General features: G+C 69.8%; 23 protein-coding genes. 11 read left to right on the top strand and 12 right to left on the bottom strand.

What is annotated here, in order from left to right:
* Positions 1 to 24: 24 nt before the first annotated feature.
* On the top strand, positions 25 to 1,209 hold the full coding sequence (locus tag BLR46_RS02225) for an amidohydrolase (RefSeq protein WP_093248564.1): 1,185 nt from the start codon (positions 25 to 27) through the stop codon (positions 1,207 to 1,209).
* A 168-nt stretch (positions 1,210 to 1,377) separates the two neighbouring features.
* On the opposite strand, the gene BLR46_RS02230 is transcribed toward BLR46_RS02225, so the two are convergent.
* Positions 1,378 to 2,334 carry an AEC family transporter gene (locus BLR46_RS02230; protein WP_093248566.1) on the bottom strand — a complete coding sequence of 319 codons (957 nt, stop codon included), beginning with the start codon at positions 2,332 to 2,334 and terminating at the stop codon, positions 1,378 to 1,380.
* Between the two features lie 94 nt (positions 2,335 to 2,428).
* Positions 2,429 to 3,913: an alanine/glycine:cation symporter family protein gene (locus tag BLR46_RS02235; RefSeq protein WP_093248568.1), complete on the bottom strand. Its 1,485-nt coding sequence runs from the start codon at positions 3,911 to 3,913 to the stop codon at positions 2,429 to 2,431.
* A 180-nt stretch (positions 3,914 to 4,093) separates the two neighbouring features.
* Between BLR46_RS02235 and BLR46_RS02240 the strand changes: the two genes are divergently transcribed.
* Positions 4,094 to 4,525 (top strand): iron chaperone, encoded by a 432-nt coding sequence (locus BLR46_RS02240; protein WP_093248570.1) that lies wholly within the window; start codon positions 4,094 to 4,096, stop codon positions 4,523 to 4,525.
* A gap of 64 nt (positions 4,526 to 4,589) precedes the next feature.
* Positions 4,590 to 5,264: a PepSY domain-containing protein gene (locus BLR46_RS02245; RefSeq protein ID WP_143008180.1), complete on the top strand. Its 675-nt coding sequence runs from the start codon at positions 4,590 to 4,592 to the stop codon at positions 5,262 to 5,264.
* Positions 5,265 to 5,330: 66 nt separating this feature from the next.
* On the opposite strand, the gene BLR46_RS02250 is transcribed toward BLR46_RS02245, so the two are convergent.
* On the bottom strand, positions 5,331 to 7,478 hold the full coding sequence (locus BLR46_RS02250) for a heavy metal translocating P-type ATPase (RefSeq protein ID WP_093248574.1): 2,148 nt from the start codon (positions 7,476 to 7,478) through the stop codon (positions 5,331 to 5,333).
* Positions 7,479 to 7,599: 121 nt separating this feature from the next.
* Between BLR46_RS02250 and BLR46_RS02255 the strand changes: the two genes are divergently transcribed.
* The 3 genes from BLR46_RS02255 to BLR46_RS02265 are packed head-to-tail and all read left to right on the top strand — an operon-like array spanning position 7,600 to position 9,745.
* Entirely contained in the window at positions 7,600 to 7,977 is a 378-nt protein-coding gene (locus BLR46_RS02255; protein WP_093248576.1) for a VOC family protein, read from the top strand.
* 48 nt (positions 7,978 to 8,025) lie between these two features.
* On the top strand, positions 8,026 to 9,039 hold the full coding sequence (locus BLR46_RS02260) for a GNAT family N-acetyltransferase (protein ID WP_093248578.1): 1,014 nt from the start codon (positions 8,026 to 8,028) through the stop codon (positions 9,037 to 9,039).
* A gap of 52 nt (positions 9,040 to 9,091) precedes the next feature.
* Positions 9,092 to 9,745 carry a hypothetical protein gene (locus BLR46_RS02265; protein WP_093248580.1) on the top strand — a complete coding sequence of 218 codons (654 nt, stop codon included), beginning with the start codon at positions 9,092 to 9,094 and terminating at the stop codon, positions 9,743 to 9,745.
* A 94-nt stretch (positions 9,746 to 9,839) separates the two neighbouring features.
* Here the strand turns inward: BLR46_RS02265 and BLR46_RS02270 are convergent, their stop codons facing one another.
* Complete coding sequence (locus tag BLR46_RS02270; RefSeq protein WP_245701450.1) at positions 9,840 to 10,502, bottom strand: response regulator; 663 nt, start codon at positions 10,500 to 10,502, stop codon at positions 9,840 to 9,842.
* Between the two features lie 9 nt (positions 10,503 to 10,511).
* On the bottom strand, positions 10,512 to 11,645 hold the full coding sequence (locus BLR46_RS02275) for a sensor histidine kinase (RefSeq protein WP_093248582.1): 1,134 nt from the start codon (positions 11,643 to 11,645) through the stop codon (positions 10,512 to 10,514).
* A gap of 131 nt (positions 11,646 to 11,776) precedes the next feature.
* On the opposite strand from BLR46_RS02275, the gene BLR46_RS02280 reads away from it, so the two are divergent.
* Both BLR46_RS02280 and BLR46_RS02285 read left to right on the top strand, forming a co-directional pair.
* Positions 11,777 to 12,499 carry an ABC transporter ATP-binding protein gene (locus tag BLR46_RS02280; RefSeq protein ID WP_093248584.1) on the top strand — a complete coding sequence of 241 codons (723 nt, stop codon included), beginning with the start codon at positions 11,777 to 11,779 and terminating at the stop codon, positions 12,497 to 12,499.
* On the top strand, positions 12,496 to 13,299 hold the full coding sequence (locus BLR46_RS02285) for a hypothetical protein (RefSeq protein ID WP_093248585.1): 804 nt from the start codon (positions 12,496 to 12,498) through the stop codon (positions 13,297 to 13,299). The genes BLR46_RS02280 and BLR46_RS02285 overlap by 4 nt, the downstream gene beginning before the upstream one ends.
* Here the strand turns inward: BLR46_RS02285 and BLR46_RS02290 are convergent.
* Together BLR46_RS02290 and BLR46_RS02295 are read right to left on the bottom strand one after the other, a co-directional pair.
* A complete protein-coding gene (locus BLR46_RS02290) occupies positions 13,296 to 13,517 on the bottom strand; it encodes a helix-turn-helix domain-containing protein (protein ID WP_093248587.1) in 222 nt (73 codons plus the stop codon). The genes BLR46_RS02285 and BLR46_RS02290 overlap by 4 nt on opposite strands.
* Positions 13,517 to 14,083, bottom strand: coding sequence for a DUF2975 domain-containing protein (locus BLR46_RS02295; protein ID WP_093248588.1), 567 nt, complete (start codon positions 14,081 to 14,083; stop codon positions 13,517 to 13,519). The genes BLR46_RS02290 and BLR46_RS02295 overlap by 1 nt, the downstream gene beginning before the upstream one ends.
* A gap of 108 nt (positions 14,084 to 14,191) precedes the next feature.
* Here BLR46_RS02295 and BLR46_RS02300 point away from each other — a divergent pair, with 108 nt between their 5' ends.
* Positions 14,192 to 16,246 (top strand): MDR family MFS transporter, encoded by a 2,055-nt coding sequence (locus BLR46_RS02300; protein WP_093248590.1) that lies wholly within the window; start codon positions 14,192 to 14,194, stop codon positions 16,244 to 16,246.
* A 2-nt stretch (positions 16,247 to 16,248) separates the two neighbouring features.
* On the opposite strand, the gene BLR46_RS02305 is transcribed toward BLR46_RS02300, so the two are convergent.
* The 3 genes from BLR46_RS02305 to BLR46_RS02315 form a co-directional block, all read right to left on the bottom strand.
* Positions 16,249 to 16,755, bottom strand: a complete 507-nt coding sequence (locus BLR46_RS02305; protein WP_093248591.1) for a YciE/YciF ferroxidase family protein — start codon at positions 16,753 to 16,755, stop codon at positions 16,249 to 16,251.
* Between the two features lie 116 nt (positions 16,756 to 16,871).
* Positions 16,872 to 17,891 carry an LLM class flavin-dependent oxidoreductase gene (locus BLR46_RS02310; protein ID WP_093248593.1) on the bottom strand — a complete coding sequence of 340 codons (1,020 nt, stop codon included), beginning with the start codon at positions 17,889 to 17,891 and terminating at the stop codon, positions 16,872 to 16,874.
* A gap of 22 nt (positions 17,892 to 17,913) precedes the next feature.
* Entirely contained in the window at positions 17,914 to 18,324 is a 411-nt protein-coding gene (locus tag BLR46_RS02315; RefSeq protein WP_093248595.1) for a VOC family protein, read from the bottom strand.
* A 110-nt stretch (positions 18,325 to 18,434) separates the two neighbouring features.
* Between BLR46_RS02315 and BLR46_RS14995 the strand changes: the two genes are divergently transcribed.
* The gene (locus tag BLR46_RS14995) at positions 18,435 to 20,417 is read left to right on the top strand and encodes a glycosyltransferase (RefSeq protein WP_176761625.1); all 1,983 of its coding nucleotides are present in this window, start codon (positions 18,435 to 18,437) and stop codon (positions 20,415 to 20,417) included.
* A 61-nt stretch (positions 20,418 to 20,478) separates the two neighbouring features.
* Positions 20,479 to 21,459 (top strand): DUF808 domain-containing protein, encoded by a 981-nt coding sequence (locus BLR46_RS02325; protein WP_093248597.1) that lies wholly within the window; start codon positions 20,479 to 20,481, stop codon positions 21,457 to 21,459.
* A gap of 106 nt (positions 21,460 to 21,565) precedes the next feature.
* Here BLR46_RS02325 and BLR46_RS02330 read toward each other — a convergent pair whose 3' ends face one another.
* The gene (locus BLR46_RS02330) at positions 21,566 to 21,745 is read right to left on the bottom strand and encodes a hypothetical protein (protein WP_093248599.1); all 180 of its coding nucleotides are present in this window, start codon (positions 21,743 to 21,745) and stop codon (positions 21,566 to 21,568) included.
* 302 nt (positions 21,746 to 22,047) lie between these two features.
* Positions 22,048 to 22,587 (bottom strand): MOSC domain-containing protein, encoded by a 540-nt coding sequence (locus BLR46_RS02335; RefSeq protein WP_093248601.1) that lies wholly within the window; start codon positions 22,585 to 22,587, stop codon positions 22,048 to 22,050.
* Between the last annotated feature and the right edge of the window lie 102 nt (positions 22,588 to 22,689).

The raw sequence follows: 22,689 nt of genomic DNA on the forward strand, positions 1-22,689 counted from the left end.
CCGATCGACCCTGAAAGGCAGCCCATGACCGACACCGAGGCCTACGTCGAGCAGCTCGTCGCCTGGCGGCGGCACCTCCACCAGTACCCGGAGGCGTCGTTCGAGGAGCACGAGACGGTCAAGTACCTCCGCGACGAGCTGAGTCGCCGCACCCCGTCTGCGCAGCTGGAGAACCTCACCCCGACGAGCCTCGTCGCCGTGTTCGACACGGGGCGGCCCGGCCCCAAGATCGGTCTCCGTGCCGACATCGACGGCCTCGCCATGACCGAGGACCGGCCCGACCTGGAGTTCGCGTCCAAGGTGCCCGGCCGGATGCACGGCTGCGGGCACGACGGCCACATGGCGGTCGTCCTCGCGACGCTCGCGTGGGTGGAGGACCACCTCGACGAGCTGTCCGGCACCATCGTCGGCATCTTCCAGCACGCGGAGGAGACGCCGCCCGGCGGCGCGAAGGACATGGTGGAGACCGGCTGGTTCGAGGGCTTCGACTTCATCTACGGCTTCCACCTCTGGTCGATGCTGCCGACGGGCACCATCGACATCAAGGAGGGGGCCGCGTCGGCCAACTCCGACCTCTGGGAGGTCACGCTGCAGGGCAAGGGCGCGCACGCGTCGACGCCGGAGCTGTCGATCGACACGGTGGTCGCCGGGTCGAACCTCGTCCAGCATCTGTTGGCCGTGGCGTCGCGCCGCGTCAACGGGCTGCGCCCCGCGGTCGTGACCGCGACTTGGTTCGAGGCCGGGCGTCAGCAGGCCCTCAACGTCATCCCGCCGGTGGCGAAGGTGGGCGGGGTCGTCCGCACGCAGGATCCCGAGACCCGGGCGACGGTACGCCGCGCCTTCGACGAGATCCTTGCCGGCCTCGAGGCCGCCAACCCGGGGTTGGAGGCGAAGCTCGACTACCTGCTCGGCTACGACATGGTCTGGAACGACCCGGCGCGCACCGCGATCGTCCGCGAGCTCGCGGGGGCCCGCTGGCCGGAGGGCATCGTGAACGAGCCCGCGATGCTGGGTGGCGAGGACTTCGCTGCCTTCTCGCAGATCGCCCCCGCGACGTACGTCTTCATCGGGGCGGGCAACGCCGAGAAGGGCTTCACCGAGGGCCACCACAACCCGAGGTTCGGCCTCGACGAGGACGCCCTCGAGATCGCCCTGCAACTGGCCATCGACGTGGTCCGCGCCGCACCGCGACTCGCCGCCGGCCACTAGGTCCCTCAGGCCTTCGAGACGCTCGTACCTCGCTCCTCAGGCATCGGTACCAGCCGGTCCCTGAGGAGCGAGCGCCTCGAAGCGCACCAGGTCCCTGAGGATCGAGCGCCTCGAAGCGCACCAGGTCCCTGAGGAGCGAGCGCCAGCGAGCGTCTCGAAGGGCCGGCGTCAGACGACGAGCACGCCGAAGGCGGAGACCGTCACCAGCGCCAGCAGCGTCGAAAGGGCGACGATCGCGGCGACGATGCGCCCGTCGCCGTCGAACTCCTGCGACAGAGTGAACGACGTGACGCCGGTCGGCATCGCGGCGATCAGCACGAGCACGGCGGTGAGGGTCCCCGTCGGATCCGGGACGAGCAGCCGCGTGGCGCCCCAGGTGAGCAGCGGGAACGCGACCAGCTTGAGGATCGAGACGATCAGCACGCCGACGATCGAGTAGCCGCCGTTGCTGAAGGCCTTGAGTGCCGGGCCGAGGGCGAGGCCCACCGCGAAGAGCGCCACCGGGATCACCGCACGGGACAGCAGCTCGATCGGCGTCGACAGCACCTGCGGCACCTCCCAGCCGAGGGCGTAGACAATCGTCGCCAGCACCACCGAGACGATCATGGGGTTCTTCGGGCCGGCCTTGAGCAGCGCCTGCCGCAGCCGCGCAGGATCAGCGTGTCCAGCGGAGGCGAGGGCCGGGTAGCCGATCATGAACACGAGGTTGTGGGCCATGGAGCCGAGGACCATGGCGAGCGTCGCCTCCGGACCGACGACGCTCAGGATGACCGGGTAGGCGAAGTAGGCGACGTTGCCGTATCCCGCGGAGATGGACAGTTGGCCCGCCACCGACCGCAGCTTCATGAGCCGCGCCCCGAGGTAGACGAGCGCCGAGAAGAGGAACGTCACGCCGAAGGCGACGACGAAGAACGACTGCGGGAGCGAGGCCCCCGAAGGTGCGTTGACGATCGAGTCGAACAGGAAGGCCGGCAGCGCGAACCAGTAGACGAACGAGTTGAGGCTGGCGTCGGCGCCGCGGAACACGCCGCTCCGGCCGGCGAGGAGGCCCGCGACGATGAGCAAGTACAGCGGCACGACGACCGCCAACACCTCCAGCATGACCCTCCCGATTCCGGCCACCATCTTGGCGCATGGTGCGGTGGTCGCCCCATCGTGTCCGCCGGCATGGAACGGCCCCTCCCGTCGAGCAGGCGGGAGGGGCCGTGATCGTATCTGGCTACTGGTCCTTCACGGAGGCGCGGCTGGAGCCGACGACGTCGCCCGCCTTCCACTCCGCCCACTCGGGGCGGCCCGACATGAACCGTTCGATCTCGGCCGGGGAGGCCTGGAGCTTCGGGTCGTGCTTGAGGTACCAGCGGGTCTCGCGGGCGATGAGCCCCGAGAGGATCAGCAGGCCGATCAGGTTCGGCAGCGCCATGAGGCCGTTCATGATGTCGGAGAAGTTCCACACCACGCCCAGCTCGAGGGTGGCCCCGGCGAAGACGACCAGCGCGAACAGCACGCGGAACGGCATCACGAGGCCGCGGCCGAAGAGGCGCTCGATGTTGCGCTCGCCGTAGTAGGCCCAGCCAAGGATGGTGGAGTAGGCGAAGAGGATGATGCCCAGCGTCACCACGTAGTGGCCCCACTGGCCCGGCAGGCCGTGGGTGAAGGCCTCGCCCGTCATGACCGCGGCGGAGAGCTGCTCCCCCGCGGAGTCGGTCACCGACCACGCGCCGGTGGCGATGATCACGAGACCGGTGCAGCTGACCACGATGATGGTGTCGATGAAGGTTTGCGTCATCGAGACGAGGCCCTGGCGCACTGGGTGCGACGTCTTCGCGGCGGCCGCAGCGATGGCCGCCGAGCCCATGCCCGACTCATTCGAGAAGAGGCCGCGGGCGACGCCGTACTGGACGGCCAGCATGATGGTCGAGCCCAGGAAGCCGCCTGCAGCGGCGGTGCCGGTGAACGCGTCGGTGAAGATCAGGCCGAAGGCCGCGGGCAGCTCGCCGACGTTGACGATCAGGATGTAGATCGCTGCGACGACGTAGAAGACGATCATGATCGGCACGAGGTTTGCGGTGACGCGGCCGATCGACTTGATGCCGCCGACGAGGACGAGCAGCGTCAGGATCGTGAGGATGAGGCCCGTCACCCACGTCGGGACGCCGAAGGAGCCTTCGACGTTGCTGGCGATGGCGTTGCCCTGGGTCATGTTGCCGATGCCGAACGACGCGATGACGGCGAAGATCGCGAAGGCGAGCGCGAGCACCTTCCCGATCGGGTGCTTGATGGCGTGCTGCAGGTAGTACTGCGGGCCGCCGGACTTCTCGCCGGCGACGTCGGTCTTGCGGAAGCGTACGGCGAGGAACGCTTCGGAGTACTTGCTGGCCATGCCGAGCAGGCCGGTGACCCACATCCAGAAGAGGGCGCCCGGGCCGCCGATGCCGATGGCCGTGGCGACGCCGACGATGTTGCCGGTGCCCACCGTCGCGGCCAGCGCCGTGGTGAGCGCCTGGAACTGGGAGATGTCACCCTCGGAGTCGGGGTCGCGTCGTCGCAGGATCCCGAGGTGTAGCCCCGGGCCAAGCTTGAGGAACTGGATCCCTCCGAGCCGAATCGTCAGGTACAGGCCCGTGCCGAGCAGCAGGGGGATGAGGAAGAAGGGTCCCCAAATCCAGCCGGCCACTGTGCCGAGCCAATCCTCGAGCGCTTCCATCGTTCGCCTCCTCCGGTCGAGGCCCCGCCGTTGGGGCTGGTCGCAACGTACCTGCTCATTCCGCGCTGGCGAGGTATTTCCGGCATTTGGCGGCCGATTCTCTGAAGTTCTCCGGTGCGATATGGCGGGGCGTCGGCACGGCGACGGTGCACGATGGTCACTGGAGGAAGGAGGCCACCGATGGCCAACGAGACCTGGAGCGACGCCGAGCGCGCCGCTATGAAGGCGCACGCCGACGAGCAGAAGAAGGCCGCGAAGCGCAAGGGTGCCGCCGGCAAGAAGGACGACACCGCCGACGTGCTCGCCGCCATCGAGAAGATGTCCCCGAAGGACAAGGCGATCGGCGAGCGGCTGCACGCCCTCATCACTGAGGCGGCGCCCGACCTCGCTCCCCGCACCTGGTACGGCATGCCCGCCTACGCGCTGGACGGGAAGGTGGTCGTGCACTTCCAGGAGGCCGGCAAATTCAAGACGCGCTACCTGACGTTGGGCTTCAGCGACCGCGCGAACCTCGACGACGGCGCGATGTGGCCCACGTCGTACGCCATCGACGAGCTCACCGAGGAAGCAGAGCACCGCGTCCGCGAGCTCGTCCGCCGCGCGGTCTCCTGAGCGGTTGGAGACTGCTCACCGGACTCTAATGGTCCTCTCACCCGCTCGACGTAGCGTGATGGACATGAAGCGCAACCAGAAGATCAGCAGCCTGGCCCTGGCGGTTCTCGCCACGGCAGCCCTCGGCGCCTGTAGCGCCGACGACACCACGGAGGCGCCCGAGCCCGCGGTCACCGTCGCCGGGCCCTCCGAGGTGGTCCCCACGGAGTCCGAGGCGAGCGCCTCCGAGTCCGAGACCACGCCCTCCGCCACCCCGACCTCCGAGTCGGCCGCGCCCATCGAGTCGGTGACGCCGTCCTCCGACGCACAACTCGTCGCCGGTACGGTCGAGGACGCGGCCATCGCCCGCGAACTGGCCCTGGCGCACGTCGCCGACGCCGGTGGTGCCGGCGGCGTCGTTATCGGCCAGGACCTCGAGGACCGCGACAACCGCTGGGACGTCGACGTGCTCGCCGGCGACCAGCTCTACGAGGTCAAGGTCCGCACGACCGGCGAGTCGACCGCCACCGACGAGCAGGAGTCGGCCGACGACGATGACCGCGACGCGGCCGCCGCGAGCGTCACCGTCGAACAGGCCATCGATGCCGCCCTCGCCCACACGGCGGGGATCATCGAGGAGATCAAGTGGGAGGACGACGACCGCGCCGGCTGGAAGGTCGACGTGGTTCCCACCGGCCAGGACGACGAGGTGGAACTCCGCGTCGACCCGAGCACCGCCGCGGTGACCGTCGAGGGCTGACCCACCCCGCCGGAGTTCGGCATCCTGTGCGGCTTTGACGCCGCACAGGATGCCGTTCTCCGGGCCTCAGGAGCGTGCCATCACCCTCGCCGTACTGCGCTCCGGGGTGAGGTCAAGGCGACGGAGCAGCTGCGCGTTGAGCGCCACGATCACCGTGGAGAGCGACATCAGCAGCGCGCCGACACTCATCGGCATCACGAACCCGATGGGCGCGAGCGCCCCGGCGGCGAGCGGGACGGAGACCAGGTTGTAGCCGGCGGCCCACCAGAGGTTCTGCTTCATCTTCCGGTAGGACTCGCGCGACAACTCGATCACCGACAGCACCGACCGCGGGTCCGACGACGCGAGGATGACCCCGGCGGAGCCGATCGCCACGTCGGTGCCCGCACCGATGGCGATGCCGACGTCCGCCTGCGCCAGCGCGGGAGCGTCGTTCACGCCGTCGCCCACCATCGCGACCTTCCTCCCCTCGGACTGCAGCTGCGACACCTTCGCGGCCTTGTCCTCGGGCCGGACCCCGGCGAAGACCCGGTCGATGCCGAGGTCGCTGCCCACGTGATTCGCCACCGCCTCGGCGTCGCCGGTGATCATCACGACCTGGAGGCCGAGCGCGTGCAGGGCGTCCACCGCCTCGCGCGACTCCTGACGCACCTCGTCCTCGAGCCTCAGCGCGCCGGTCACCCGGCCGTCGACGAGCACGTGCAGGATGATCGCGCCCTCAGCACGCCAACTATCCGCGACGGGGAGCTCACCCTGCCCCTGCTGCTCCAGCAGGTTCGGGCCGCCGACCTCGACCGTGCGCCCGCCGACGTCCGCCCGCACCCCGACCGCCGGCGACGAGGTGAAGTCGCCGGGGTGCGCCACCTGCAGCTCGCGCCGCTCGGCGCCGCGCACGATCGCCTTGGCCAGGGGGTGCTCCGACGGGAGCTCGGCGGCCGCGGCCAGCGCCAGCACCTCGTCCTCGTCCCAGCCTTCCGCAGGCTCCACCGTCACGACCGTGGGCTCCCCCTTGGTGAGGGTGCCGGTCTTGTCGAAGAGGACGGTGTCGACGGTGCGCATCGACTCGAGCGCGAGCCGGTCCTTGACCAGCACGCCGCCCTTCGCGGCCCGCTCCGTCGCGATCGACACCACCAGCGGGATCGCCAGCCCGAGCGCGTGCGGACATGCGATCACGAGCACGGTGATCACCCGAACGACCGCGACCTCGGGCGTCCCGAGCAGCGACCACACCACCGCGGTGACCACCGCCGCGCCGAGCGCGAACCAGAACAGCCAGCCTGCGGCGGTGTCGGCGAGCCGCTGCGCCCGCGACGAGGACGCCTGGGCGTCGGCGACGAGCTTCCGGATCCCGGCCAGCGTGGTCTCCTCACCCGTCGCCGTCACCCGCACGCGCAGACCGGAGTCGGTGGCGACCGTGCCCGCGACGACGTGGTCGCCCTCACCCCGTCGCACCGTCCGCGACTCGCCGGTGATCATCGACTCGTCCAGCGATGCGCTGCCGTCCACGATCTCGCCGTCGGCGGGGATCGCCGCGCCCGGTCGGACGAGGACGACGTCGCCCGTCGCCAACTCGTCCGGGGACACCTCGACGATGTCGTCGCCGACGACCTTCTCGGCGCGGTCGGGCAGCAGCGCGGCCAGGGAGTCCAGTGCGGACGTGGTCTGCGCCAGCGACCGCATCTCGATCCAGTGGCCGAGCAGCATGATCACGATCAGCAGCGCGAGCTCCCACCAGAAGTCGAGCTCGTGCCCGAGCAGGCCGAGGTTCGAGCCCCACGACGCGACGAACGCGACGGTGATGCCGAGCGAGATGAGCGTCATCATGCCGGGCTTCCGGTCCCGCAGCTCCTGGACGGCGCCCGTGAGGAACGGCCGCCCGCCCCAGACGTACATCACGGTGCCGAGGACGGGTGAGACCCAGGTGGTCCAGCCGTCCATCGGCAGTTCGTAGCCCAGCAGCATCGCGAACATCGGGTTGAAGCCGACGACCGGGATCGCCAGCAGGAGCATCACGAGGAACAGTCGCCGGAACATCCCGACGTGGTCCCCGTGACCCGCATGCCCGCCGTGGCCGCCGTGGCCGCCGTGCGCGTCATGGTCCTGATGTCCCGTGTGCTCGTCTCCTCCGACGTGCATGCCGTGCTGGGTGTGCTCGGCGTGCTTCGCGTGGCCCTCGTGCTCCTTGGCCGGAGCGTGTGTGTGGTGATCGGTCATAGTCCTTACCTCCACCCCCAACCTATACCCCCTGGGGGTATCAGCTCAAGAGTTGTCGCAAACCCGTTTCCTGCGACCTCGCGGACTTACGATGGCCCCATCCGGCGACCAAGGAGGAGCCATGCCCCACGGCGACATCACCCATCTCGACATCCCCGTCAACGACTTCGGCAAGGCCACGGCGTTCTACCGCGACCTCTTCGGCTGGGACATCCAGGAGTACCCCGGCTTCGAGGGCTACCCGATGTGGCAGGCGCCCAACAAGGTCAGCGGCGGGGGTCTCGCCGACCGCGCCACCTCCCCCACCAAGCACCCGGTGGCGTTCGTCGAGGTGGACAGCATCGACGACGTGCTCGCGAAGGCGACGGCAGCGGGCGGCCAGATCGTGTCAGAGAAGATGCCCATCGACGCCACCAGCTGGCTCGCCACCTTCCAGGACCCCGACGGCAACGTCATCGGCCTCTACGAGGGCAGGACCGACACGAGCGAGCAAGGCTGACGAGCCAGCCCTTGCGGCGCGGGCACGTCGCCCAGCAGACTCGTGCCCATGCAGCTTGATTGCCGCCCGGCCAACCTCGACGACGAGCGCGAACTCGAGCAGATCGGTCGCCTCCTCATCGCCGACGAGATCGCCACCTACGGCGGCGCCGAGGGGCGCACGCCCGAGGCCACCCGGATCGAGCTCAGCTCCACGCGGTACTGGGACGTGCGGTCACACGTCGCCGTCGACGAGTCGGGCGACGTGGTGGCCTTCGCCCAACTCCTGCTGCCGCAGGCCGAGAACCTCGACCAGGTGATGGTCGTCCTCTACGTCCATCCCGACCGCCGCGGGCAGCGCATCGGCGGCCGGTTCGTCGACCACCTCCTCCCGCACATCCGGGAGGCGGGGCGACCCGTCGTCGTCGGCTGGCCGGTGCTGCCGCCGGACCAGGACGACGCGCCCGGCGCCCGACTCTGCACCCGGATCGGCCTCACCCGCCGGTCAGTGGCGGCGATCCGCGCCTGTCCGCTGCCCATCCCCGAGGAGGTCGCCGCGGAACTGCAGGCCGAGGTGGACGGCAAGCTCGGCGACTACCGCATCGAACTCTGGACCGGCAGGATCCCCGATGAGCACATCGAGGCCTTCTGCGTGCTGCAGCGCCAGCTCGACGCCGACGACCCGCGCGAGGAGTACGAGGACGAGCCGAGCAACTACTCCCCCGAACGGCTCCGCGTGGCCGAGGAGCGGATGTTCGCCGGCGGGAAGAACCGCATCCTCGCCGTTGCGTTCGCGCCCGACGGGGCGATCGTCGGCATGTCGGAGATCATCTACAGCACCGTGCCGGGGACGACCTTCGCCCATCAGGAGGACACCGTCGTGATGCCGGGGCACCGCGGGCACCGGCTCGGACTGGGACTGAAGCTCGCGACGCACCGCCGGGCGTCGGAGGTGGCGCCACACCTCAAGGTGCTGATCACGTACAACTCCCACATCAACGACCAGATGATCGGCATCAACGAGCGGCTCGGGTACCGGCTCATCGCACGGGAGGGCGCCTTCCAAGGGCGACTCGACGGCTGACCGTTCGCGGAAATCTCCGCTCGTCGCGGTGGGATGTGGGAAGGTGATCGGCATGGCGAGTGTCGACGACGTGGGACCCGGGGACGGGTCGGAACTCGTGCCCGCCACCGGCTTCGACAGCCTCTGGCGGATGCAGTTCGGCGCCGACGTCGACGGCCACCGCTACACCCTCGAGGCCGACGTGCTCGGCTGGGACGAGGAGTGCTTCCTCTACCGGGACGGCGTGCAGGTGGCCGTCGCGACGAGTCCGGCGACGTTCCCCCTCGCCGAACTGGCCACGACTCCCAAGCATGCGGTGGGCGCTGCCGGGCGCGAACACCGGTCGGACGCGCGGATCGAGGCGCGGATCGGCTGGTTCGGGATGCGACGGGCCCACGTCGTCACCGCCGAGGGCGAGCGGGAGATGACGCCGCTGAAGGGCTCGTGGGAGTACCGGCGGGCGAAGTTCTCCGCCCGGCAGCCCGCGCTCGCGGTCGCCGGGGTCGTCGTCGCGGCCATCCTGCTGCTGGCGGCCCTGTTCCTGGAGGTCACGCAGTCGGTCCAGTGGGTGACGCGCGCCGACTGGTTCGACGCGGTCTCCGCCTGGGAGTACGCCGCCCCGGTGGACCTGCCGCTCGCCGCGAACATCGGCATCACCCTGGTGGGCATCCTGGCCGCCGCCTACTGCGCGATCAACCTCCGCCACCGCTGGCTCTACAGCGACTGAGCGCGCCGCCGAGGGCGGTGCCGGAATTATGGGGTGGGCTCACTGCCGTTGAGCCCCCTGGGGAGGGCTGAGCGGCAGAAACCTCACCCCTAAATCAGTCCACCAGGTCCGCGTCGTGCACCAGGAGCGCCACCTGGGTGCGGTTGGTGCAGCCGAGCTTCGCGAGGATCCTGGTGACGGTGGCCTTCACCGTGGCCACCGACTGGTAGAGCTTCCCGGCGATCTCCGCGTTGGAAAGCCCGCGGCCGAGCTCGACCGCCACCTCGAGTTCCCGCTCCGACAAGCCGTCCAGCTCCGCCCGGGCCCGCCGGATGCGCTCGTCGCCGGGATGCGACGTGGCCGCCGCGATCACCGCCGACACCACCTGTGGCGACAGCGCCCGCTCCCCGTCCGCGGCCCGGCGGATCGCCTCCACCATCTCCGGCGGGGCGGTGTCCTTCAGCAGGAATCCGTGGGCGCCGGCCCGCAGCGCCTCGACGACGAGGTCGTCGGACGAGAAAGTCGTGAGGACGATCACCTTGGGCGGGTCGGGCAGCGCCAGCACCTGCCGGGTGGCGGCGACCCCGTCGACGCGCGGCATGCGGATGTCCATGAGGACGATGTCCGGCCGGTGTGCCTCGACGAGCGGGACCGCGTCGGACCCGTCGGCGCCCTCCCCGACGATCTCGAAGCCGGACCGGCCGCCGCCCAGCAGCATGCCGAGCCCCGCGCGGACGAGCGCGTCATCGTCGATGATGACCAACCGGATCGTGTGCACGTCGTCAGCCTACGCCGGGGCCCACGCGAGCCAGGCGTCGACGACGAAGTGGCCGTCCACCTCGCCCGCGGTCATGTGGCCCCCCGCCAGGTCGACCCGCTCCTCGAGCCCGACGAGTCCCAGCCCGGCGCCGGGCGACGTGGCGGCGACGAGGCTCAGCGGGTTGCTGATCCTCAGGGACAACCCCATCTCCGGGCCGCCGGCGATGACGATCTCGACGGGCGTGCCGGGCGCGTGCCGGGCGGCGTTGGTGAGCGCCTCCTGCGCGATGCGGTAGGCGTGCCGGCTGACGGTCTGCAGGGGCTCGGCCTCGAGCCGGTCGTCGAGGACGACCTGGTGGCCGGCCTCGCGGTGCCCCTCGACGAGCGCGGGCAGGTCCGCGAGCGTGGGCTGCGGCTTGGCGGGGGCGCCGCCGTCGGTCTGGCGCAGTTGCCCGAGGATCATGCGGAGTTCGGCGAGCGCGTCGTGGGCGCTGGCTCGGATGGTCTCGCCGGCCTGCCGCACCTCGTCGGGCGCGAGGTCGTCGCGGTACGCCAGCGCTCCGGCGTGCAGCGAGATGAGGGTGATCTTGTGTGCGAGGACGTCGTGCATCTCGCGGGCGATGCGGTTGCGCTCCTCGGCCTTGGCGTTCTCGCGCTCCAACCGCTGCTGGCGCTCCGCCAGCTCGAGCCGGGCCTGGATCGCGGCCTCCTCGCGGCGCCGCGACCCGAGGTAGCTGCCGAGCGCGCCCAGGGCGACGACGGAGATCCCGGACAGCACGACGGCGCCGGCGACGTCCGACGGCGTGGGCAGCTCCGACTCCACGACGGTGCCGAGGGTGAAGCAGACTACGACGAGGAGGCCCACCAGTACCGTCGCCCGCGTCCGGAGGTGGGTGGCCAGGCTGAGATACGCCCACCCCGACACCAGCCAGAGTGAGGGGAACGGGAGCATCAGCACGCTGAGCGCGACCGTGAGGGTGACGGGATGGCGACGGCGCCAGCGCATCGCCACGAGTCCCAACACCAGGGCGACCGCGTTCGCGGCGAGCGCCCAGTACCGACCCTCGAGCCCCAGCGGGAGGAGTTGTCCGACGACGGTGAAGAAGGCGATCGGCACGATCCTCGCCGCCTCCGGCAGCCACGCGCGTTTCGTCCGCTCCATCCCGCAAGCCTAGGGCTTGCCGAGGCGTCGGCCACAGCATCCAAAGTCTCTCGTCGGCGCAACTTTGGAGAGCCGGAAGTCGCTACTTCTGCCCCTCGCGCGCACCCGGGCGGCCAGCGTGTGATGAAGCCATGATCACGATCCAGAATCTGACCAAGCGCTACGGCGACGTCCTCGCCGTCGACGACATCTCGTTCACCGTCTCCCCCGGCAACGTGTGCGGCTTCCTCGGCCCCAATGGCGCCGGCAAGTCCACCACCATGCGCTGCCTCGTCGGCCTCGCCGAGCCCACCAGCGGCACCGCCACGGTCCTCGACCACCGCTACCACGACCTGACGTCGCCGGCGGCCCAGGTCGGCACCATGCTCGACGCGTCCGCCCTGCATCCCGGCCGCACCGGCCTCGAGATCCTCACGCAGGGAGCCATCGTCCTCGGCCTGCCCCGCACCCGGGTCCGCGAGGTGCTCGACCTCGTCGGCCTCACCGCCAAGGAGTCGAAGCGCCGCGTCGCGAAGTACTCGCTCGGCATGCGGCAGCGCCTCGGCATCGCCCATGCGCTGCTCGGTTCGCCGTCGGTCCTCGTCCTCGACGAGCCGGCCAACGGCCTCGACCCCGCAGGCATTCGCTGGATGCGCGGCCTGCTGCGCGACTTCGTCAGCCGGGGCGGCACCGTCCTGCTCAGTTCCCACCTCCTCCACGAGGTCCAGCAGATCGCCGACGAGCTGGTCATGATCGGCCAGGGCCGCATCGTCGCCCACGGCACCCTGGCCGAACTGCTCGCCTCCGGCGACGATCTCGAGGAGATGTTCATCACCCGCACCGCCAGCACCTCCCGTGAAGGAGCCCTGTCATGACCACCGCCCCGCTCGACCGCACCCACGCCCAGTTCCGACGGGGTGAGGCCACCCCCCTGCGGTTCGCCAACGTCCTCACCGTGGAGTTCCGGAAGCTCCTCGCCACTCGCGCCAACCAGGTTCTGGCGCTGCTCACCCTCGGCTCGGCCCTCGTGGTCGCGGCACTCATCGTCGCCTTCTACGACACGCTGTTCGACGGTGCAGCGAACCACTGGCTCGTGGGCGCCTTCCTCATCCGCATGCCGGTGCAGTACCTATTCGCGCCGCTGATCGTGCTGCTGCTCACCTCCGAGTGGGGCACCCGGTCGGTGATGACGACGTTCACCCTCGTCCCCAGGCGCGGGCTCATCATGGCCGCCAAGGGCATCGTCACCGCCGTCACCACGCTCGTGGTCTGGGGGCTTGTCGCAGGACTCGGGGTCGCCTCCACCTACCTCGGGCGCGACGTGGCCGGTATGGACACGGCCGGCATGTGGATCCCCGCGAAGGACGTCGCGCTCGATCTGCTGGCGTTCGGACTGTTCATGGCCAGCGCCTTCGCGATCGCTCTGCTCGTGCAGAACAGTGCCGCCGCGATCGCGATCGTCCTCGTCGGGCCGATGGCCGTGCAGATCCTGCGCCAGTTCGGGCAGTGGATGAACGAGGCCTTCGCCTGGATCGACATGAACGGCGTCGCGCAGCAGATGCAGATGGGTGGCGACCCCGGGTTGTGGCCGCAGTTGCTCGTTGCGTCCGTCGTCTGGGTGGTGCTGCCACTCGTGGCCGGCATCTGGTGGACGTCCCGGCGCGAGGCGGCTTAGTCCCTCATCTCGAACAGGTCGCCGGGCTGACAGCCCAGCGCGTCGCACAGGGCGATCAGGGTGGTGAACCTGATCGCCCTCGCTCGGTCGTTCTTCAGGACCGAGAGGTTGACCAGCGAGATCCCCACCCTCTCCGCGAGTTCGGTGAGGGTGAGGCCGCGTTCGGCGGCCAGCTCCCCGACGCGGCAGTGCAGCCGCGACAGATCCTCTTCCGGCATCAGACCAGCCCGTCCGAGTCGCGGCGGAGCCGGGCGCCGACGTCGAACAGCGCGGCGATCACGCCGAGCACCACGACGATGAGGATGGGGGCGAAGTTGAACGTCGCGAAGAACTCGAAGCCCTCCGGCATGTCGCGGTAGGCGATCGCGCTGGTGACGCCGGGGAGCACGTCGGCGCCGACGGTCCACACCACGATCCCCAATCCGACGAGCTTCAGCGCCTCGAGCATCCCGGGCAGGAACGCCTCGCCGGCTCGGGCGGTGGCGACGAGCCGCAGGAGCGCCACCATGATGATGATTTGGCCGCCGGCGGCGACGAGCACGGAGAAGAGGTAGGAGGCGAGGAGCAGCAGCGACGGGTCGGCGATCTCCACGGCGCCCTCGAACTTCGCCTCCTGACCGGGGATCTGGGTGAACGCCTGCGCGGGGACGCCGTTGCCCGTCAGGAAGGGGTACACCGCCCCGGAGAAGGCGTAGATGCCCGCGAAGGCCAGGCCCACCCATGCGACGGCCTTGGCGACGGACAGGATCGTGCGGTCGCGGGGGACCATGGTCAGCTCGGTCACGACGGGCTCCTTATCGAAAGTCGTTGTTATCGACATTCGATAGTATTATCGAGATTCGTTAAGGCGTCAAGGGGTTCGCCAGATTGGCCCATGACATAGGGTTTGGCCATGAAGGAGAGCGTCTATCGACTGCCGCCCAAGGGACAGCGGGTCTTCCTCGGCCTGATGATCGGCATGTTCGTGGCCGCCATAAGCCAGACGATCGTCGGCCCCGCGATGCCGGTCATCGTCACCGACCTCGGCGGGATGGACCACTACGCCTGGGTCGCCACCGCCGCGATGCTCGCGTCCGCGGTCGTCGTGCCCCTGATCGGCAAGCTCTCCGACCTCTACGGCCGCCGTCGCTTCTACATCGCCGGTCTCATCGTGTTCATGGGCGGCGCGCTCTTCGGGGCGCTCGCGCCGACGTTCTGGACCCTCGTGGCCGCTCGCGCCATCCAGGGCATGGGCATGGGCATGCTGATGCCGTTGTCGCAGACGATCCTCGGCGACATCGTCCCCGCCCGCCACCGCGGCAAGTACCAGGGCTACATGGGCGCCGTCTTCGGCGTCACCTCGATCGCCGGCCCGCTCGTCGGCGGCCTCGTGACCGACGCGTTCGGCTGGCGCTGGCTCTTCGTCATCCCCATCCCGCTGGGGCTGATCGCGCTCGTGCCGATCGTGCGGTTCATGCAGCTGGACCACACCCGCCGGGAGGCGAGGATCGACGTCGCCGGCGTGGTCACGCTCGGCCCCACCCTGGTGGCGCTCATGCTCGCCACCTCCTGGGGCGGCACGACGTTCCCTTGGATGTCATGGCAGGTGCTCGGCTTGTTCGGGCTCGGCCTCGCGGGGCTGGCCCTGTTCGTCTGGATCGAGACGCGCGCCGACGAGCCGATCGTCCCCCTGCGTATCTTCCGCAACAAGGTGATCACCTTCTCCGCGATCGGGGCGTTCGCGACCGCGATGGTGATGTTCGGCATCCTCATCTACGTCCCCGTCTTCACCCAGGGCGTGCTCGGCGCCAACGCCACCGTCTCCGGCCTGCTGATGCTGCCGTTCATGGTGGGCCACATCGTGTTCGGGCTCGTCGCCGGCCACATCATCAGCCGCACCGGGAAGTACAAGGCGCTCATGCTCGGTGGCGTCGCGCTGATGGTCGTGGGCATCGCGATGCTCACCCAGCTGAGCCCCGACACCAGCTACCTGTACCTCGAGGTGGCGCTGCTGGTCTTCGGCATCGGGCTCGGGCTCGTGTTCCAGCAGTACGTGCTGGTGGTGCAGAATGCGGCCGCGCGCCGCGACCTCGGTGTCGCCACCTCGCTCACCCAGTTCTTCCGCAACGTGGGCTCCACCGTCGGCATCACGCTGCTCGGCACGGTGATGACCAGCGGGCTCACCGGCGCGATCATGAACCAGCTGTCCCCCGCGCTCGCCCGCCAGTTCCGCGGGCAGATCAGCCAGCTCGACGCCGGCTCGCTCGTCGACCCCAACCTCGCCGGGTCGCTGGCACCCGAGGTCGTCGACGCGCTGCAGGCCGGGCTCGCCCACCAGCTCAACCTGTCGTTCCTCGCCGCGCTGCCGCTGGTGGGGATCGCGTTCGTCGCCACCCTCGCCATCCCCAACAACCCGCTGCGCGAGACCCTCGGCCACGAGAAGGGTCCGCAGATCTCGGCGCCCAGCGACGCGGTCGTCCCCAGCCTCCGGCACGGCGAGGGCGGCGAACGGACCCGGGAGCGCATCGTCGCCGCGCGGCTGCAGCTGATCGAGGCCGAGTCGCACGACGAGTCGCGCACCCTCCTGCGCCGCGCGATCACAGAACTGGGCGGCGGCGACCTGGAGACCGGTCAGGCGCTGCTGCGGCACACGGCGGCCATGTTGGGCTCCGACGATCCCGAGACAGCAGCGAAGCAGGAGAAGTTCGCGGCGGTGGTGGCCAGTGCGGCGGCGGCGCCGGGCGGCATCCTCAGCGACGGGGTGCGGCAGGAATTGGCGGTGCGGGCGGCGGCGAAGAGCCGCGAGGAGGTGTTGAGCGCGTTCGAGCCGGCGGTGACGGCGAACATCGAAGCGGTCCGGGTGACGGATCTCGCCGACGCGGCGAACGACCTGTCGACCGTCCTCGTCCTGGACCTCACCACCAGCGGGCGGGAGATCCCGGACGACGAACGATCAAGCAGCGACTGACGTCAGCTCTCCTTGGCGACCTGCGCGGCCTTGGCGTTCGCCTCGGCGTCGGCGATCTTGGTGAGCAGCTCGTCGGTGCGGCGCTCCTCCTCGAGGCTCTCGGTCAGCAGGTCGTAGGCGTTGCCGATGCTCAGCATCTTCGCCCAACGGCGCAGCGTGCCGTAGCGAGTGATCTCGTAGTGCTCGACGGCCTGGGCCGACGAGATGAGCCCGGCGTCGAGTGCGGTGGTGTCCTTGTACTCCTCCAGCACGCTGGACCCCTCCGCCAGGATGCCGTCGATCGCCTCACAACGCTTGGACGTCGCCGGCCGGTCGATCAGGCCGAAGACCTTCTCCAGGCGGTCGATCTGGCCCTGCGTCTCCTTGGTGTGCGTCTGGAACGCGGCCTTCAGTTCGTCCGAGGCCGCCTCCGCCTCGAGCTTCGGCAGGTTCTTCAGGATGTGGCGCTCCGCGTAGTAGATGTCGCGGAGGGTGTCGAAAAAGAGGTTCTCAAGTCCCTTGTCGGACATGTGCGTTTCTCCTTACCACCGCCCGTTTGGCGGTGGACCGACTCTACCGACGCACCGGTCCACCACCGCCCAGAACCGTCCCCTGAGGAGGGGCGAAGCCCCGTCTTGAAGGGCCGTCAGGCGTTCGCCGGTTCCCAGCCGAGTTCGGGCGCGACGTGGCGGGCGAACGACTCGAGGACGTGGAGGTTGTACTCCGTGCCGATCTGGTTGGGGATCGTCATCATGAGGGTGTCGGCCTCCATGACCGCCTCGTCGGCCTTGAGCTGCTCGACGAGGCGGTGCGGCTCGTCGGCGTAGGTGCGGCCGAACGTCGACGTGAATCCGTCGATGACGCCCACCTGGTCGCGACCCTCCCCGCCGGAGCCGAAGAATCGTCGGTCGAGGTCGGAGACGATCGGGAACACGGAGCGGCTGACGGAGACGCGCGGCTCCCAGTTGTGGCCGGCCTCCTTCCAGGCCTCGCGGTAGGCGCGGATCTGCTCGGCCTGGAGCTCCCCGAGCGTCTGCCCGGTGGCCTCGGTGAGCAGGGTCGAGCTCATGAGGTTGACGCCCATCTTGGCCGCCCAGACGGCGGTCTCGCGGGTGCCCGCCCCCCACCAGATCCGACGGTGCAGGCCCGGCGAGTGCGGTTGCACCGAGAGACGGTGACCCTGGGGGAACTGCTTCGGGTCCCCGTCGACCATCGGCTCGCCCTTGATCGCGGCGAGGAACTTCGGGAACTTCTCGCGGGCGATGTCGGCGCCACGGGGGTCGGTGGAGCCGGTGTACCCGAAGGCCTCCCAACCGCGGAAGGCGGGCTCGGGCGATCCGCGGCTGACGCCGAGGGCGACGCGCCCGTCGGAGATGAGGTCGAGCGCGGCCGCCTCCTCGGCGAGGTGGAGCGGGTTCTCGTAGCGGAGGTCGATGACGCCGGTGCCCACCTCGATGTGCCGCGTGCGCGCCGCGATGGCGGAGAGCAGCGGCATCGGCGCGGCGGCCTGCCGGGCGAAGTGGTGCACCCGGAAGTAGGCGCCGTTGACTCCGATCTCGTCGGCGGCGACGGCGAGGTCGATCGCGCTGTGCAGCGAGGCGCGCGCGTCGAACGCATCACCGTCGGCGCCGTGGTGGCCGAAGCTCAAGAACCCGAATTTCTTCATGACTCCCCGTTTGATTGAGATTTCAACTTACGTTGAAGTGCCAGAGTACCCCGTACTTGTCGATCACCTGGCCGTAGTAGGCGCCCCAGGGGGCGCGGTCGAACGGCATCGGCTGCTCGCCGCCGTCGTCGACGAGGCGCTCGATCAACTGCGTCGCGCGCTCGAGCGACGGCTGCAGCATGAAGGAGTAGGTGTGGTTGCGGAGGTCGGGCGCCTCGCCCATCACGGCGTCGCCGCCCGAGATGGTCACGTCGCCGCCGCTGAGCTCGCCGTGGGCGACGGCGCCCTCCGGCACCGGGAAGCCCATGGCCTCGATGACCTCCGGGGTGTACTCCATTATCGAGACCTCACCCCCGAAGACGGACTGGTAGTAGCCGAGCATCTCGGCGGCATTCATGGGGAAGGAGATGTAGGGGCTGAACGTAACGGCCATCTTGCGGCTCCCTTGCTAGTCGGTCGCGCCGAGGCGCCTACCCGCAAGCATGCTATTTCGGGGCTGGTCACACAACGGTTCCGGCGGATCCGCCGAAGTAGGCTGGCTGGGTGCAGCACCTACGAATCGCCATGGTGAGCCTCCACACGTCGCCGCTCGCCTCGCCCGGCGGCAGCGACGCCGGGGGGATGAACGTCGTCGTGCTCGCGCAGGCGAAGGCCCTCGCTGCCGCCGGCCACGACGTGACGATCTTCACCCGCCGCTCGGACGATGCCGCCGACGTCGTGAGCGTCGACGGGGCGCCGCTCGCCGTCCGCTACCTCCCCGCCGGTCCGCCGACCGCCCTGCCGAAGAGCGAGATCGACCAGCACATCCCCGAGTTCGCCGCCGCACTGCGCGACGCCGTCGCGCTGCTGGCCGACTCCGGCCGCAGACCACACCTGTTCCACTCGCACCATTGGATGTCCGGCGTCGCCGCCCTCGACGTGGCGCGCGAGTTCGGCATCCCGCACCTGCAGTCCTTCCACTCGATCGCCGCCACCGGCCACGACCAGGAGCTGAGCAAGGGCGAGCCGCCCGAGAGCCCTGCACGCGTCCCCGGCGAGGCCCGCTGCGCGCAGGAGTCCGACCTCATCGTCGCCGTCTCCCGCGCCGAGGCCCGCACCGCGATCCGACGGCTGGGCGCCGACCCGGCGCGGGTCACGGTCGTCCGGCCGGGGGTGGACCCCAGCGTGTTCTTCCCGGCCGAGCGGCCCGCCGAGCCGGCGTACCTCGTCGCCGCGGCCCGGCTGCAGCCGCTGAAGGGCGTCGACCTCGCCATCGAGTCCCTCGCCCACGTGAGCGACGACGTACGCCCCCGCCTGCTGGTGGCTGGCGCCGGGTCGGCCGACTTCGCCGACTACGAGACCGAGCTGCGCCGACTCGTCGCCGATCTCGGGCTCGACGAGCAGGTGGAGTTCGTCGGCGCGAAGGGCCGGGCCGAGCTCGCCGACCTCCTCCGCGGCGCCACCCTCGCCCTCGTCCCATCCCACTCGGAGACCTACGGCCTGATCGCCCTCGAGTCGGCCGCCTGCGGCGCGCCCGTCATCGCGTGGAAGGCCGGCGGGCTCGTCGAGGCCGTGCGCGACGGGGAGTCGGGCCTCCTGCTGGAGTCCCGCGAGCCCGCCGAGTGGGGCGCGACCATCGAGCGACTGCTGCGGGACGACGCTCGCCTCACCCAGTTGCGGGAGGACGCCGTCGCCCACGCGGCCGAGCGGACTTGGGAGCAGTCGGCCCGCGAACTGGCGGAGTGCTACTGGGGCGTGGCGGACCCGTCGCTGTGGCTGCCCGAGGGCGACGGCCCGGTGGTGTTCCTGCACGCACATCCCGACGACGAGACCATCCAGACCGGTGCCCTGATCCGGCACCTGACCGCCGCCGGGCAGCGCGTCGACCTCCTCACCGCCACCCGTGGGGAGCGCGGCGGCGTCGTGCCCGGGCCGCTCAGCCACCTCGAGGGGACGCCGGAGCTGGAGACCCATCGTCGCGGCGAACTGGAGCGAGCGATCGACCACCTCGGGATCGCCGAGCACCGCTTCCTCGGCGAGCCGCCCGCCCGCGCAGCCGACGAGTCGCCCCGCCGGTACCGCGACTCGGGCATGCGTTGGATCACGGACCACCTGGCGGGCCCGGCCGAGGACGCCGAGGCCGACGCGTTCACCTCCACCTCGGTCGACGAGGCGGCCGACGACGTGGCCGCCTACCTGCGCGCCGTCGGGGCACGGGCGCTGATCAGCTACGACGCGTTCGGCACCTACGGCCACCCGGACCACGTGCGCTGCCATGAGGTCGCGGCCCTCGCCGCCGTGCTGGCCGGGGTGCCGCTCTACGAGGTGCTGTCCCCGGAGGTCAATCAGCAGGCGGCCGGCGGCGGCGAGGCCGCCGAGGGCGAGTTAGTTCTGATGCGGCTGGGGCAGCATCGCGAGGCGCTCGTCGAGGCGCTCCGGGCGCACGCCAGCCAGGTCAGCGTCGACGAGGAAGCCGGCGAAATCGTGCACACCGGCGGGCAGCGCGAACCAATCGAGGCGAGCGCGGGCGTCCGGCGCGTGCGCTGAACGCCAGTCGAGCGTCTCTGGCCTTACCCTTGACCGGGTACCCGAACGAAAGGTGACGACCATGGCCGCCGGTCTTGCAGCGCTCCTCGACGACATCGCCGCCATCGCGAAGATGGCCGCGGCTTCCGTTGACGACATCAGCGCGGCGGCCGGCCGCGCCGGAGCGAAGGCGGCAGCGGTCGTCGTCGACGACGCGGCCGTCACACCGAAGTACGTGCAGGGCTTCACCCCGCAGCGCGAGCTGCCGATGATCTGGAAGATCGCGCAGGGGTCGCTGCTCAACAAGGCGATCATCATCGTCCTGGCGCTGGCGTTGAGCGCGTTCCTGCCGCAGCTGCTGACGCCGCTGCTGATGATCGGCGGCACCTACCTCGCCTACGAGGGCACCGAGAAGCTGTGGGAGTGGGTCTCCGGACACCATCCCGAGCAGAAGGCGGCGGCCATCGAGCAGGGTCCCGACCACGAGAAGAAGATGGTCACCGGCGCGATCCGCACGGACTTCATCCTGTCGGCCGAGATCATGGTGATCTCGCTCAAGGAGGTCGCCGACGAGGCGTTCTGGACCCGCGCGGGGGTGCTGGTCGTCGTCGGCATCGCGATCACTGCGATCGTCTACGGGGTCGTCGGCCTGATCGTGAAGCTGGACGACATCGGCCTCCACATGGCGGCCAAGCCGTCCGAGTCGTCGCAGCGCTTCGGCGCGCTGCTCGTCAAGGCGATGCCGATCATCCTCAAGTGGCTGTCGATCATCGGCACCATCGCGATGCTCTGGGTGGGCGGCCACATCCTGCTCGTCGGCTTCGACGAGCTCGGCTTCCACGCGCCGTATGGCTTCGTGCACGCGATCGAGGTCGCCGTGGCCGACGCGGTGCCCGGCGTCGGCGGCGCGCTCGGCTGGCTGGTCAACACGCTGTTCTCGGCAATCATGGGCGTGATCATCGGCGCCATCGTCGTGACGATCATCCACTTCCTGCCCAAGCGGAAGAGCCATGCCGACGAGGCACTGCCCGCCGACGCGCCCCGGCCGCAAGACTCCCACTGACGAGCGGTTAAGCCTCGCACGCGGCCAGCCGGTAGCAGGTACTCCGTGGTCTCGTAGTGAAATGTCGCCATTACTGAGAACATCGGATGGACCGGCATCGAGACCGTCACGGCGATTCCATGTTGATCAGGCTGACCAAGAGCTTTTGCTCAGCCACGATCAGGCTGCAAACCCGCTCAGGGTTGCTCTTGACGCCTCGCCAACCAGTCGCCAGATCCATCTCTCCGGTCCCGGGTTGCTGCTGCCAGTCTGCCCCCACGGCGGCAGCGACGGCGTCGGCAAGCACGCGCTCGGGATCCCTGTTTTGTATGTCGAAGGTCCGGTTGAGGGACGCGTTGTGGGTCTTGCCCAGCGCGGTCCCGACGTCTTCTTCTTACGAGGACTGCAGGGGAAGGCCGAGCAGGTCCTCGCTGGCCATCGGATCCTCTTGGAGCACCTGAAGGAACTCGCGGCCCCGTGAGGGCAGGCAGCCCGCCAGCGCAGTGACGGCGAGCGACAACAAGAAACGGCGGCGCAGCTGCCCTCCAGTAGTCAATTGGTTCACCCCTCCCTTGAATGAGAAATCGTCGGCACCGGCGAGATTGAGCCCTAGATGGCAGTGAGCGGGTGGTGCGGTTCTGCCGGCAGTTCGACCTTGATCCTGTCCCCCGCGGTGACGGCTCCACTGCGGGCCACGATGCCCATAACCCCAGCCAGTTGCACGACCTGCCCGTCGTCTTGCGTGCGGAGGACCTGCTTGAGGAGGCCAGCCTGAAAGTCATTGATCTGCCGGCAGGGGTTCCGCAAGCCGGTGACCACGACGATGGCCTCGCCGATGAGCAGTCGGGTTCCGACTGGCAGACCCAGCAGATCGAGACCGTGGGTGGTGATGTTCTCGCCCAGGTCGCCCGGGTGCACGTCGTGCCCGACGGCGCGGAGGTCGTCGAACAGTTCCTCGTGAATCAGGTGCACCTGACGCATGTTCGGGGTGCTGGGGTTGGCCTTGACTCTGCTGCGGTGCTGCACGGTGACCCCGCAGTGGGCGTCGCCTTCGACGCCGATCCCTTCGATGAGCCGGATGACTTCGACAGTAGTTTTGCTGAAGCCGTGCACGGGACTGCGGTGCACCTGGGAGACGTGAGGGCTCATGGTGCCTATCCAAGCACCTACCCTCTCGGAGTTCGCCCATCTGAGGCTGCTTCGCGGCAGCTCGGGACGGCTCCCCGGATAGCCACAGACAGCGGCAACAGG

The sequence above is a fragment of the Tessaracoccus oleiagri genome (assembly GCF_900103275.1).
Classification (GTDB): domain Bacteria; phylum Actinomycetota; class Actinomycetes; order Propionibacteriales; family Propionibacteriaceae; genus Arachnia; species Arachnia oleiagri.